The organism is Absiella sp. AM09-50, from assembly GCF_003433845.1.
GTDB classification, from domain to species: Bacteria; Bacillota_I; Bacilli_A; order Erysipelotrichales; family Erysipelotrichaceae; genus Hoskinsella; species Hoskinsella hominis.
Map to the genome: position 1 here is coordinate 97,612 of NZ_QVFI01000003.1, position 13,992 is coordinate 111,603.

Here is a 13,992-nt window from a genome sequence, read left to right on the forward strand (position 1 = left end):
TCTTAAGTAAAACAAATCCGTTATAATAAAGATGTTTTTATCGAATAGAAAGAAGGCAGTCATATGGGAAAACGAGCAGAACAGGCAATTTCAACAAAACGTAAATTATTATATACAGCCTATCAGTTAATACGTGATGAAGGATATCCTGCCTTAACCATAAGAAAACTTTGTGAGAAAAGTGATGTATCAACAGGTGCGTTTTATCATCATTATCAATCGAAAGAAGATTTAATTACACAGGGTTTTATGAGCTTTGATGAAGAATTAGAAGAAGAATTAAAACATGTTACAGAAACTGATCCTATCAAAATGATTCGTTATATTATTCTAAGCTTGACCAAATATGTTTTTGATAATGGATCAGGATTTGCGAAGGAATTATATATTTCTCAACTATCTATATCTAATAATTATATTACACAGAAAACACGCCCCTATTATCAAGGAGTGCTATCTTATGTAAAAAAAGCGCAAGAACAAAATATTATAAAAAATGATATGGATGCCGATGAAATCACCAGTGTATTATTACGCATTGGACGAGGAACGATACTTGACTGGTGTCTACATGATTATGGTTATGATTTATTACAACAGTCAAAAAAAGATTTAGATTTTATGTTACAACAGTTTCTTATTACACCTAATACATAATAGTATTTTGTATATTGATCAGAATTTTCTGATCTTTTTATTTTTAGATATGCATATTTAGAATATTTACCAGATATGCCGCGCGTATTTTATAACGCGCGCGAAAAAAACGCGAAAAGCGCGCGAAAACATAATAAAAGTTCAAATAAAATTAAGATATTTTAATATAAATAAAAGAAAGATTTAGTTCTATTTATAAAATATATCAAAAAATCACGCATATAGATAATCAAAAAAGTTAAATGAAAATGGCCAATTATCGGTTTATGGAAGGAAATATGACAAAATACAAAACTCTTATAATCCAATCATGCGCGCGGTTTTTCGCGCGGTGAAATAAATCATAAAATTTTATTCGCGCGCGTTATGGTGCGCGCGCGTAAACCTATAAGATCACATCAATTTCAATCATGAATGTTCTATCAAAAGTAAAGTAACCCTTAATTCATACAAATAAATATAGATATTAGGTATTCACAGCTGTATTCCAGCTGTTTTTTTAAATATCTGAACACAAAGTGTCATATTTAAATTTCATTTTCTCACATGAAATATCATAAAGCCCTCAAATACGCCGTGTTTAAAGGCTTTTTCGCATGCCGTGAAAATTCACGGGTTACGTTATAAATCCTAACCAATCTTACCTACTCCCTAATGATAGCTAAAGTGTTGTAATCGCTTTCTTGACGAGTTAAGATAACGGTGCAAGAGATATCAAGGAGGAGGAAATTGATATGATGCAAAAAATTCAACGCTTCGGTGGAGCAATGTTCACGCCTGTTCTACTGTTTGCATTTGCCGGTATCGTTATAGGTATATCGACATTGTTCACGACTGAAGCAATTATGGGAGGCCTCGCTGATCCAAATGGTTTATGGTATCAGGTATGGAACATCCTGCTGCAAGGTGGTTGGACAGTATTTAACCAATTACCACTGATCTTCGTTGTTGGCTTACCAATTGGTCTGGCTAAGAAACAGCACGCACGCTGTTGTATGGAAGCATTGGTGCTTTACTTAACATTCCAATATTTCTTAAGTACCATTCTTAGTCAATGGGGAGCAAACTTTGGTGTAGACTTCGCTACAGAAGTTGGTGGTACCAGCGGTTTGACAATGGTAGCCAACATCAAAACATTAGACATGGGTATGATCGGTGCATTGATGATTTCAGGTATCGTTATCATGCTACACAACAAATTCTTCGATACAAAACTTCCTGAATGGATGGGAACATTCAGTGGTTCAAGCTTCGTAGTTATCGTAGGATTCTTCGCATTAGTACCAGTTGCATTATTATCTGCATGGTTATGGCCAATGGTACAAAGTGGAATGAGAGCATTCCAGGGATTCATCTCTGATGCAGGTGCGCTTGGTGTATGGGTATTCATCTTCATGGAACGTATCTTGATTCCATTTGGATTACATCACTTATTGTACTTCCCATTCTATTATGATTCAGCCGTAATCGCTGGTGGTGTATATTCTGCATGGGCAACACAGCTTCCTGAGTTAGCCGCAAATTCTGGTTCTCTAAAAGAATTAGCACCATATGCTTGGCCAACATTAACTGGTCTATCAAAAATCTTTGGATGTCCAGGTATTGCCTTAGCATTCTATGTAACTGCAAAAGACAGCAAGAAAAAACAAATTGCAGGTCTGTTGGTTCCTATCACATTAACCGCAATCTTCTGTGGTGTTACAGAACCAATTGAATTTACCTTCTTGTTTATCGCACCAGCATTATTCGTTGTACATGCCTTATTAGCCGCAACATTGGCAACCGTCGCTTATATCTGTGGCGTTGTTGGTGTACTGGCTGGTGGTTTGATTGAAATGTCTGCCTTAAACTTCATTCCATTGATGGCAAGTCACTGGTCAACATACTTAACATTACTTGTTGTAGGTCTGATCTTTACAGGTATCTACTTCGTCGTATTCCGCTTCCTGATCTTAAAATTCGATTTCAAAACACCAGGACGTGAAGATGATGAAGAAATCAAATTCCACAGTAAAAAAGAATATCGTGAAAAACAAAATGGCGGTTCTATCGAAGGCTCTTCAGAAACAGCATCACATGGTGATACATTAGCAGAAAAGATTCTGGAAGCCCTTGGTGGTAAAGATAACATTGTGGATGTCACAAACTGTGTTACCCGCTTACGTGTCAATGTAAAAGATGAAAATCTAGTACAAAATGATAAATACTTCAAATCCATTGGAACACATGGAATCAAAGCAACAAAGAAAAACATTCAGGTTATTGTCGGCCTGTCTGTACCTCAAGTAAGAGATGACTTTGAGCATTTACTATAAAAGAAAGCAGGGATCATGATGGCAAAGAAAATCAGAACAGTAAAACAGACAACCGCAGAAAAGAAAATGGATCGTTACTTCAACATTGTGAAAGTCTTTCTGGCAATCACACCAATCATCTGTTACGTATATGTAACCTTAAGGGGAATGATGCTGGGCGTAGGGTTTCAGGAAGTCATTGCCAAAGAAGCAAACATTACCATTTTATTTCTGATATCTATGTTGAATCCATATATTGCATATCTACTTCATTTGATGGAGAAGAAGCTGAAAGAACAAAACTTCAGTTTCGCAGTAATCAATATGGCAGCACTGTTAATTGCCCAGGCTTTAACAATGAATCTGTTCTACTTTCTGATGCTTGCCTTCTTGTTCTATAAAGCTGTGAACTATTATCAAGTTCCATTAAAAAAATCCATGCATGAATTGACATTGAAAAACTCATTCCTGTATGGAGAAGGCAGCTTTCTAATCGTAGCTCTAAGTTCTGTATGTTTATTCGCAACCATTCGTTTAATGTAAAATAGGAGGAAAAGGAAATGGAAAAGAAATATTCAATTACTATCGCAGGTGGAGGAAGTACCTTCACACCAGGAATCTGTTTATTATTATTAGATCACATGGAGCGTTTCCCAATCAGAAAGATCTGCTTCTATGACAACAACAAAGAACGTCAGGAAATCGTCGCAAAAGCTTGTGAAATCTATATGCACGAAAATGCTCCTGAAGTAGAATTCAACTATACAACAGATCCAGAAACAGCATTTACAGATGTTGACTTCGTTATGTGCCACATCCGTGTTGGATTATATGCAATGCGTGAAAAAGATGAAAAAATTCCAATGAAATATGGCGTTGTTGGTCAGGAAACTTGTGGTCCTGGTGGAATCGCCTATGGTATGCGTTCTATTGGTGGGGTTATCGAAATCCTTGACTACATGGAAAAATATTCACCAGATGCTTGGATGTTAAACTACTCAAATCCAGCAGCAATCGTAGCAGAAGCAACACGTAGATTACGTCCTAATTCTAAGATTTTAAATATCTGTGATATGCCTATCGATTTGGAAGAAAAAATGGCTACTATGGTTGGATTATCATCTCGTAAAGAAATGTCAGTTGGTTACTATGGCTTGAACCACTTTGGATGGTGGTACAAAATCGAAGATAAATATGGAAACGATTTAATGCCAGCAATCAAAAAACACATGGCAGAAAACGGTTTCGCAGATGCTTTATCTAAAACAAATCAGCACGTAGAACCAAGCTGGATTGAAACATTTGCAAAAGCAAAAGATGTATATGCACTTGATCCAGATACTATCCCTAATACTTACTTAAAATACTACTTATACCCAGATTATGTAGTAGAACACACAGATCCAAACCACACACGTGCTAACGAAGTAATGGAACACCGTGAAAAACACATCTTCGATGCTTGTCGTGAAATTATCGCAAAAGGTACAGCTGTTGGTTGTGGTTTTGAGCCAGATGCTCACGCTGAATATATCGTTGACTTAGCTTGTGCAATCGCTAAGAATACAAAAGAAAAGATGTTATTGATCGTACCTAATGAAGGTGCTATTGAAAACTTTGATCGTACCGCAATGGTTGAAATTCCATGTATCGTTGGTAAAAACGGATACGAAAGAATCGTACAGGGTGCTATCCCTCAATTCCAGAAAGGTTTGATGGAACAGCAGGTTTCTGTCGAAAAATTAGTTGTAGATGCTTGGATTACAGGAAGCTACCAGAAATTATGGCAGGCACTTACATTATCTAAGATCGTACCTAGCGCAAGAGTTGCGAAACTGATCCTAGATGATTTAATTGAAGCAAACAAAGACTTCTGGCCTGAATTAAAATAATATGGGACTCTTTAAAAAGAAAGTAAAAACACTGTACGCTTTCGCAAATGGTCAAAGTATTCCAATTGAAGATGTACCTGATGATGTATTCGCCACAAAGATGATGGGAGATGGGATTGCCATTATCCCTTCATCCGGTGAAATCTATTCGCCTTGCGATGGTGAAATATCCATGGTCATGGAGCATAGTCTACATGCGTTAGGTATCATCAATGAAGATGGTATGGAGTTATTGCTTCACATTGGTCTTGATACCGTAGAACTTATGGGGGAAGGCTTTTGTGCTCATGTGAAAAAAGGGGATTATGTGCACAAAGGAGATCTGCTTGTTACTTATGATGCAACACTGGTAAAAGAAAAAGGTTACAAAGACACAACGATGTTGATTGTTGTAGATCCTAAAAATCATCAACTGGTAAGCTATCATACCAACAAAGAAATGCATAAGGGGACAAGTGAATTACTAACATATAAGTAAGATGATGAAAATCGTGTAATCACCATGTGATATGCCTGATTACCATCACATGAAAAGGTTGTCAGTTGACAGCCTTTCTTTTATTAGAAAGAGGATAAAAAATGAAAAAATATATTGTTATCATGTTTGGCTTTATGATTGTCGGATTCGGATGTGCCTTAACAATCAAAGCAAACGTTGGCATGGGGGCATGGGATGCATTCGCAAAATCTTTTTCCGATATCATTGGTATCGAAGTAGGTACAGCTGGTATCATCTTTAATTGTATGTGTGTGATTGGACAGCTGATACTGTTAAGGAAAAACTTCACCTTTCAACACCTGCTGCAAGTTCCCTTCTGCATGGTACTTGGCGTTATTGTTAATTTTGCGGCTAGTACAGTATTTACCTTTGAAGTTACATCTATATGGCAAGGGATTCTTTTATATCTTTTAGCGAATATGATATGTGCACTTGGGGTATCCATGGTAATGCTGATCAATAAAGTGACCATGGCATTAGAAGGTTTTTGCATGGTGCTATCACGTATCTTTCCAATTGAATTTCACAAAGTGCGTCAGCTTGCGGATATCATAAGTATAGCTGGTGTTATCCTGTTAACCATAGTATTTCCTATCCCTTTATCTTTAGGGATTGGGACAGTATTGGGTATGTTGATATTCGGTCCTACCTTAGGTATTTTTATGAAGCTGTTGCATCCGATATTTCTAAAACTAAATTTGATCGATTCTCTGGTAGAAAAACAATTTGAACAGCCTTAATGAGTTTTCTACTTTCATCGTATGAAAATAGACTTCGTTAATAATTATTATAAGGCAAAGTATTCATAAATCGAATAGTAACTTCTTTATATTTTTCTTTACTAATTAATATAGGATATAATATTCCAGAAAGGTTTGCTTCATAATTTGATATACTCGTTAAATAATGAAGATTAATAACGGTACTTCGATTAATATATATAAAATTCCCACAACTTTTAACCAAATCGAAGAACTTTGTTAATGATACAAGATTTACATATATTTTTTCCTTTTTTGTATAAAGTGCAACTTTTCTTTTTTCAAAAGATGCGTATATAATATCATTTTTTCTAACCTTTAAATTACCTGTATTCGTCTTAAATAGTAAATATATATTTCGTTCTAAGTATTCATTACAGTTTAAAAACACACTTGGAAAAGATGTCATAAATTCATGTTTATCAATAAATCCATACACATTCAAACCAAAAGCATCGTTCATGTCATCGATATTAGATGTGATAAAAATGATGATTGCTTGATTTTTTTTATCACGTAAAATTTCCGCTGTTTCTAACCCATTTGTACCTGACATTTCAATATCTAATAATATAATATCCATATGAATCTGATTCAAGTATTTAAGAAATTCATCTGCGCAATTATAAGCGTATATACGATAATCTACATTGCTCAAGCTAGGAAATGAATCAATCGTTTTTCTTATAAGCTCACGAAAATCTTTATTACTATCTATGATCGCGATATTTCTCATGATAAAATCACTCCTTATATGAAAAGGATAACACTAAGATTATGTTTTGTATATAAAATTAAAAAAGCGTCTATTTTTAGGCTTTAATATCCATTTATAATAATATACAATTATTCGTTCAAAAATAATATGATTTCGTTCAAAGAAACAAAGATATCATTATGACTGTGGTATATTATATATATAAAGGAGATACACATTATAATCTTCTTTAATATAATTATCTTAAATGAAACAATATACCTAGGAGTGATGTAAGCCATGAAATTTAAAAAAATAGTACTTTACAGTACTTTGATAACGTGCATTATATCTGCGATATTGCCATATTTTAGGTTTTTTAAAAATTTAAACTATATATTAGCTGGTGATATCCAAATAGGGTTAATGATACTCATCTTCATTGAACTTGTTTTAGTCATATATATAGGTGTAAAAGAATAGCTTACAAAAAAATAGATAAATACGCATTTATGCTTATAGAGATTTCTAATAATATTTTTACTTTAGAAATCTCTTTTTTCATAATTTATATAAATAAATAATTCTATTTATCCATCACTATTTTATATGATATAATTATACATGAGAAAGGGATGAATGCTATGCGTTTAGAAGATATGATCAATGCAAATTATACGCATTTAAATGAAAATGATCATGAGATTTGGAAATTTATAAAAGAAAACAGAGAACTATGTGAACATTTATCCATTGATGATTTAGCACTTCGCTGTCATGTTTCTCGTTCTACAATACTACGTTTTGCGAAACGTATTGGATTAAATGGTTATTCAGAATTAAAGGTGCATTTACGCATCGATAATGCGAATACAAATGAAAATCATATTGGTTTAGAATATGTCTATAACATATATAAAGATTACATGGATGAAATAAAAGAGAAAGATTTTACCAATGTTCTTGAATTAATTGCCAACGCAAAAAATGCTTATGTATATGGTACAGGGAGTATTCAAAACAATGTCGCAATGGAAATCAAACGTACTTTTTTATATGTAGATAAATTATTTTTCAATATCACAAGTGCGAATGAATCTTATATCTATTCAGAAGTCATTGACCATAATGATGTAATAATTATGATATCTTATTCTGGTGAAAATGCATCTATGCTGGAGTTCGCAAAGAAATTGAAAACTAAGAGTGTTCCCATCATTTCTATCACAGCTAACAAAGATAATAGTCTTGCACATTTGGCTAGTGAATCGTTATATGTGGAGATACCAAATTTAATCAATCCGATGGGTCCTCGATACGAAGGTTTGGTAAGCTATTTTATTCTAGTGGATTTCATTATTGTGAAATATATGGATTATATGGAAAGGATGAATCATCATGACACTGGAAGAATTGATTGAGGAACATTATGAACAGCTAAATGAGAATGATTTATATATTTGGCAATATATCTATCATCATAAAAGGGAATGTCATAAGATGTCCATTCAGGAACTGGCGCATGCTTGTAACGTATCACATACCAGTATTATTCGTTTTGCGAAAAAGCTGGGACTAGATGGATATAGCGAATTAAAGGTATATCTAAAATGGAGTCTAAACAAAGTTTCAACGTTTGATCATAAAGTCTTGCCTACATGTGCGAATGAAATGAAAGAAACAATTGATTATATGGAAACCGCAGATTTTGATCAAATCCTACAATATATTGATGAAGCCAATCGTATCTTTATATATACAACTGGTGAATTTCAACACCATGTGGCGCAGGAATTAAAAAGAGAATTTGCGTATTGTAAGAAAATTATGCATTTAATTGAAGGCGATAATGAGTTGGATACCATTTTAAATCGTAGCACTCGAGATGATCTTTTCTTTATTATTTCCTTGTCCGGAGATAATGAAACAGCGGTAACCCTTGCGAAAGTTATTCGTAAAATGCATACGAAATCTATTGGTATAGCAATGAATAATGGCAACTTGTTATCGAAATATTGTGATGAATTTATTGGTATCAGAACCAGTTATTTTGATACAGGTTACTACGATCGACGTTTTACCTGTAGTGCTCAGTATTTCAATGCCATAGAATTATTATTTTTACGGTACTTAGAATATTGTTCATTGAAAAGTTCAGATTAAAACAAAGGCAACTATCGAACACATAGTTGCCTTTTCATAATGTTTGTTTAAGAAATCATAATAAGTATATTTGTTTTGTTAATCAAACGTTATACATGTTAAAGAATTGACTTACTAATTTGCTTAGTTATTTTGCTTTGATATCATCTATTAGCTTTTCAGGCTGAATGATCATAATTTTGTATGACTTATTGTTATCGTCTTTTACATTCAATTTATATGCTGTTTTCTTTGCGGAGTCTAAAAAATCATTGAAATCGATAGAAGGATTTACCTGACACGCTAATGCATATAACCCTGATACATAAGGAACAACTGTATCTTGCCCACCTTGGATATAATACATATAATCCTTATTCCCATACAATGAGGCCACTGTTATATCATTCGTAGGAACGTAAATCTTTGAATCATCATATTCATTTAGATAATAACTATGGATATCATTTACATCTGAATAAGGCGTTTTATATAAACCAGTAAATTCCATGACTGGATTCATAGGATTTTGGCACAATACTTCAATACCTTCTTCTTTTGCTTTCTTGATTGCATCCGTTAATTCATCTGCATTTTTAGTCTTTGCTTTCGCAGGATAATCTTTTTCAAAATATCCTTCAGATAATGAGATTACTCTGATTTTATTTTTTAAATCTTTGTTCATTTCAATTAGCTTAATGATATCCTGTGCAACATTATGGCAGTCATTTTCTTTCGTTTCAAAGTTATAAATACTATCATTTATATAATACAATTTTGATTTAGGTGCTACGCCAACATTTTTCCCTGCTGCAATGGAAGCCATCATGACACCTGTTAAAGAAGCCTCATCAGGGATATTTGCTCATAGAAACATAAAACGATAAGTTATCCTTAATTTCTTCATGATCCGTTAGTAACGTATCACCAATAACTGCGATACCCACTCCACTACCATCAATATCATTATCGTGCAACTTTGTTAAACCGAGCTTTGCCACTTTTCCATCATTTAAAAGTTTTGTTGGATGAAAACCCTCAGGTAAGCTATCTGGCCATTTCGTCAAAGTATCAAAAACTGTATGATTATTTAAATCATCTATAGAAATATCATTTAATTTATCTTCATCTATGCTTAAATTTGTAAAATCATAATATCCTGATTCATTTTTTTCATAAATTTTATCTGAATTTTCTACAATTTTACTTGGTGATTTTGTGTGTGTTTGGATATAGTTATCTTTCCATGATACTGATTTTGAACAAGCACTTGTCATGAATAATATCATAGTAATCATTATCATAAATCTTTTTTGACTAGTATTCATAATAGCTTAACTTCCTTTCTTAATTTTAAATTCACCTGTTTTACCATACTGAAAAAACTGAAATCACTACTAAAATTGTAAGTCCTAATGATTATATAAATTTGCGTTTGTTTATTACTGATGAAACCTTAATACCAATTACTTATATAAATGTTTCACAGTACTAAACTAAAGCTTTACAAATAACCATTATCATCATCTTCTTTCTCATCCAAATGACATATCTTTTATAATTACACTTTAACGTGTAATCCATGTTAGTCAATGATAGTGGGTCTTTATATCATAAGTGGAATATAATGAGTATCTTATAAAAAATACCCTATAACAATCACTGGGTATCTATTAAAATTAAATTTTGTTTTTGATGAATATCACCTATCATTTTGCTCACTTTTTTGTAATCAAATTAATATCTTGTTGTTTCCTACCAAGTCCATCATAATAAAAAAACAAGGAACTTTTGCTTCCTTGTTTCGTGTTTGCTTATTTTTCAAATATAACAGTACCTTCTTTGAATGTTTTCAATACTTGAATATCTTTAATATCCATCTTATCTACTTTCAAAGGATTCTTATCCAGAATCACAAGATCTGCCAGTTTACCAACTTCAATACTACCCTTTCTATCTTCCTCAAAATACTGATATGCAGCATTGATGGTTACTGCTTTTAAAGCTTCCTTCACAGATATGCACTGATGTGTACCAAGTGTGACACCATTCTTTGTGATACGATTTACTGCTACCCATACACTTTCTAGCATATTTGGCATAATAACCGGTGTATCTTGATGGAACGTCATGGATAAGCCTTCGTCTAAGGCACTCTTTGTACAAGAGATGTTTTCTGCACGTTCTTGTCCGAAGTTTACCAGATGTGTATCGCCCCAATAATAAACATGAGCCACAAAGAAGGATGGTAATACACCAATTTGTGTTAACTGAGGTAATTGATCAGGGCGAAGGGTCTGACAGTGTACCATAACAGGTCGTGTATCTGTTTGTTTTTGTCTGCTGTGATGGAAGGCATCTAACATCTGTTGAGAAGCCGCATCTCCATTACAATGAACCAATAACTGTTTATGATCATCCAATGCGGTTTGGATATATGTATCTACATCTTTATCTTCATATGTAGGGTATCCACAATAATCGCCACTGTTTTCGTAAGGCTTGCTCATCCATGCGGTTTTCCCTTGAGGAGAACCATCTAAGAATAATTTATATCCGCCAATTCTAAAATGATTTTTATAGTCTGTCAAATCTGTTCTTGAACGTACGACCTCTTTATCATTAACGATATCTACATAGGCCACAACATCCAATAACATTTTATCCTGTTTTCCAAGGTTTTCATAAATAGCAACTTCATCGCCATGTGCAAAGCCTTCTTGTGCGGTTGTGATACCATAGCTTGCGTAAATCTGTTGTGCTTTGTATGCGTAATCATCAATATGATCTAGTCCCATAACACGTTCTGCAGGTCCTCGCATAAATGCAATTTCTTCCATATATCCATTCAAATGACCTTCTTCATCACGTCCATAGCTGCCACCTTCAGGATCTTTTACTTCATCAGTTAAGTTGTATTCTTTTAATGCAGCACTGTTTAATACACCAAGATGGAAAGATGCATGTGCAATAATGATTGGGTTTGTGGTTGAAATTTCATCAAGCTCCAGACGTGTTGGATGACGATGCTCAGCTAAAGCATTGTGATCATATCCAAATCCCATTAACCATTCATGATCGTTTTTATTGTTTTCTTTGATATATAATGCAAAGCGTTCTTGGATTTCTTTTATACTTTTTACACCGCTTAATGGCACAAATTTTAATGTATTTGCGAATTGTAGCAAGTGGGAATGTGCATCAATAAAGGATGGCATTAAACACTGCCCTTTTAAATCATAATATTCACATGTAGCATTTGCTTCCTTTTTCAATGCATCCAAACTGCCTAATGCTTTGATGGTTCCATTTTCAATCAATACTGCATCACACACTTCATCTGCCATTGTTAAAATGTCACCATTGTAGAATAATACTTGTTTTTCCATATCCTTGCCTCCTAAGTGTTTTACACTTTATTTAACTTTTTTTATACCAGGTGTTGTGAATAAACATAACACTGCGATAAATCCTAATACATATAATGCTTTACTTGTAGAATGGATTCTGGCTTCTGCATTGATATGCATACTTTCCTGTTTTTCTACTTCACTCATTTGAATATCAGAAATCGTTTTTTCAAAGTTTTGATCACTCAAGAATGAATAGGTCTTATTTTCTTCCGCAACTGCGACTTGATTACTGATTTTATCATCATGACTTACCTGTCCACTAATATCAGATGTAATGGTAAATATCATTACCATACCAAGTAAAGCAACACCTATTGCCTGCCCTACATTTCTTGCGGTAGCCTGAATTCCACCTGATTGCTGTGCATCTCTTTCATTAACTGCGACAGCAACAACATTGCTTGCCTGCGCACTTACCATACCCTGACCAGCACCTGCAATTGCAAGTCCTACATACATTAGATAAGATACTCCGGTTTCCTGTAAAGAGAATGCCATTGGAATAACAGATACAGCTAATAAGATATATCCAATCTGTAAGATTTTCTTTGGATGTGCATTAGGGAAAAACTTTGGAATTCCCATAGAGAACAGAAACATTGGTAAACCAACACTAATCATCGCAACACCAGTCATTACTGCATTAAATCCACCAACAAGTTGTAAATATGGATTAATCAGCATAACTGTTGCGCCAAGATATAAGAACACCATAGCACTTGCGACAAGTCCTGCACGTACTTGTGCAGATTTGATAAATGATTGTGGTAATAATGCGCAGCCATTGGCTTCTTCTACTCTTTTTTCAATCACAACCATAATGCCAAGAATAACCAATCCGAATATGATACATGGAATTGCTGGTGAGATACCAAAGATGGTAAATGGTGCATGAATTGGTGTGATAAGTCCCCATACAGATACTTTGGAAATACCAATTAAGAAGATAAACAATCCAATAGCAGTACCTACGATACCAACAAGATCCAGTTTTAATTTCTTTTCTGATTTTTTTACATCTGGAATGTAGAAAGATCCTGCCAGAATTAAAATGAAATAAACAGCCAATGCGCCAAAAGCGATACGAAATCCAAATTTATCTAACAAAACACCTGCCACAATAGGACCAACACATGCGGCGATACCAGTTGCTGCACCAATTGCGCCAAATGCAAATACACGATCATTTCCTTCATAAATTCCGGGAATTAAACCTAAGACAGATGGAATCATAAAACTTGCGCCCAATCCAACTAAAAATCTTCCTCCCCAAATAAACATAAATACATTTGAAGACAAGGCCAGCATAAATTCGCCAAGAATTGCTAGTACCACACCGATACGGAAATTCTTTTTCCATCCAATGATGATACCCAGCATACCTCCTGCGATCATAAATGCACCTGCGCATAAGGAATATACCATATTCGCCAACTGTATATCATTCATATTCGCATGTAAAGCGGACATTAATGCATTAGTCGCAACACTCAAAACAGCATTATCCCCTGATGTACCAATTTGTGTAAACATTAATACAAGTAATGGTAAATATATAAATTTACTTTTCTTTGAAACCTCTGTATTCATAACTACCTCCTATAATCGATATGACTTTTATTGATGATTTCCTCATC

General features: G+C 34.0%; 13 protein-coding genes. 8 read left to right on the forward strand and 5 right to left on the reverse strand.

Annotated elements, in window-relative coordinates; genetic code table 11:
- The first annotated feature begins 63 nt into the window (after positions 1 to 63).
- From DW114_RS04290 to DW114_RS04315, 6 genes are all read left to right on the forward strand, one after another.
- Positions 64 to 657, forward strand: a complete 594-nt coding sequence (locus DW114_RS04290) for a TetR/AcrR family transcriptional regulator (RefSeq protein ID WP_117452557.1) — start codon at positions 64 to 66, stop codon at positions 655 to 657.
- Positions 658 to 1,391: 734 nt separating this feature from the next.
- Positions 1,392 to 2,972 carry an alpha-glucoside-specific PTS transporter subunit IIBC gene (locus tag DW114_RS04295; RefSeq protein ID WP_117452558.1) on the forward strand — a complete coding sequence of 527 codons (1,581 nt, stop codon included), beginning with the start codon at positions 1,392 to 1,394 and terminating at the stop codon, positions 2,970 to 2,972.
- Positions 2,973 to 2,990: 18 nt separating this feature from the next.
- Entirely contained in the window at positions 2,991 to 3,494 is a 504-nt protein-coding gene (locus DW114_RS04300) for a hypothetical protein (RefSeq protein WP_117452559.1), read from the forward strand.
- 17 nt (positions 3,495 to 3,511) lie between these two features.
- Complete coding sequence (locus DW114_RS04305) at positions 3,512 to 4,843, forward strand: 6-phospho-alpha-glucosidase (RefSeq protein ID WP_117452560.1); 1,332 nt, start codon at positions 3,512 to 3,514, stop codon at positions 4,841 to 4,843.
- Position 4,844: 1 nt separating this feature from the next.
- The gene (locus DW114_RS04310) at positions 4,845 to 5,321 is read left to right on the forward strand and encodes a PTS sugar transporter subunit IIA (RefSeq protein ID WP_117452561.1); all 477 of its coding nucleotides are present in this window, start codon (positions 4,845 to 4,847) and stop codon (positions 5,319 to 5,321) included.
- A gap of 101 nt (positions 5,322 to 5,422) precedes the next feature.
- A complete protein-coding gene (locus tag DW114_RS04315) occupies positions 5,423 to 6,082 on the forward strand; it encodes a YczE/YyaS/YitT family protein (RefSeq protein WP_117452562.1) in 660 nt (219 codons plus the stop codon).
- A 37-nt stretch (positions 6,083 to 6,119) separates the two neighbouring features.
- Here DW114_RS04315 and DW114_RS04320 read toward each other — a convergent pair whose 3' ends face one another.
- On the reverse strand, positions 6,120 to 6,839 hold the full coding sequence (locus DW114_RS04320) for a LytR/AlgR family response regulator transcription factor (protein WP_117452563.1): 720 nt from the start codon (positions 6,837 to 6,839) through the stop codon (positions 6,120 to 6,122).
- 605 nt (positions 6,840 to 7,444) lie between these two features.
- On the opposite strand from DW114_RS04320, the gene DW114_RS04330 reads away from it, so the two are divergent.
- Both DW114_RS04330 and DW114_RS04335 read left to right on the forward strand, forming a co-directional pair.
- Complete coding sequence (locus tag DW114_RS04330; RefSeq protein WP_117452697.1) at positions 7,445 to 8,221, forward strand: MurR/RpiR family transcriptional regulator; 777 nt, start codon at positions 7,445 to 7,447, stop codon at positions 8,219 to 8,221.
- On the forward strand, positions 8,199 to 8,963 hold the full coding sequence (locus DW114_RS04335) for a MurR/RpiR family transcriptional regulator (protein ID WP_117452565.1): 765 nt from the start codon (positions 8,199 to 8,201) through the stop codon (positions 8,961 to 8,963). Before DW114_RS04330 ends, DW114_RS04335 begins: the two co-directional genes overlap by 23 nt.
- A 127-nt stretch (positions 8,964 to 9,090) precedes the next feature.
- On the opposite strand, the gene DW114_RS04340 is transcribed toward DW114_RS04335, so the two are convergent.
- From DW114_RS04340 to DW114_RS04355, 4 genes are all read right to left on the reverse strand, one after another.
- Positions 9,091 to 9,768, reverse strand: a complete 678-nt coding sequence (locus DW114_RS04340) for a hypothetical protein (RefSeq protein WP_117452566.1) — start codon at positions 9,766 to 9,768, stop codon at positions 9,091 to 9,093.
- A 25-nt stretch (positions 9,769 to 9,793) separates the two neighbouring features.
- The gene (locus DW114_RS04345) at positions 9,794 to 10,270 is read right to left on the reverse strand and encodes a hypothetical protein (protein WP_117452567.1); all 477 of its coding nucleotides are present in this window, start codon (positions 10,268 to 10,270) and stop codon (positions 9,794 to 9,796) included.
- Positions 10,271 to 10,756: 486 nt separating this feature from the next.
- On the reverse strand, positions 10,757 to 12,331 hold the full coding sequence (locus tag DW114_RS04350; RefSeq protein WP_117452568.1) for an amidohydrolase: 1,575 nt from the start codon (positions 12,329 to 12,331) through the stop codon (positions 10,757 to 10,759).
- Positions 12,332 to 12,358: 27 nt separating this feature from the next.
- Entirely contained in the window at positions 12,359 to 13,945 is a 1,587-nt protein-coding gene (locus DW114_RS04355) for an MFS transporter (protein ID WP_117452569.1), read from the reverse strand.
- Positions 13,946 to 13,992: the final 47 nt, after the last annotated feature.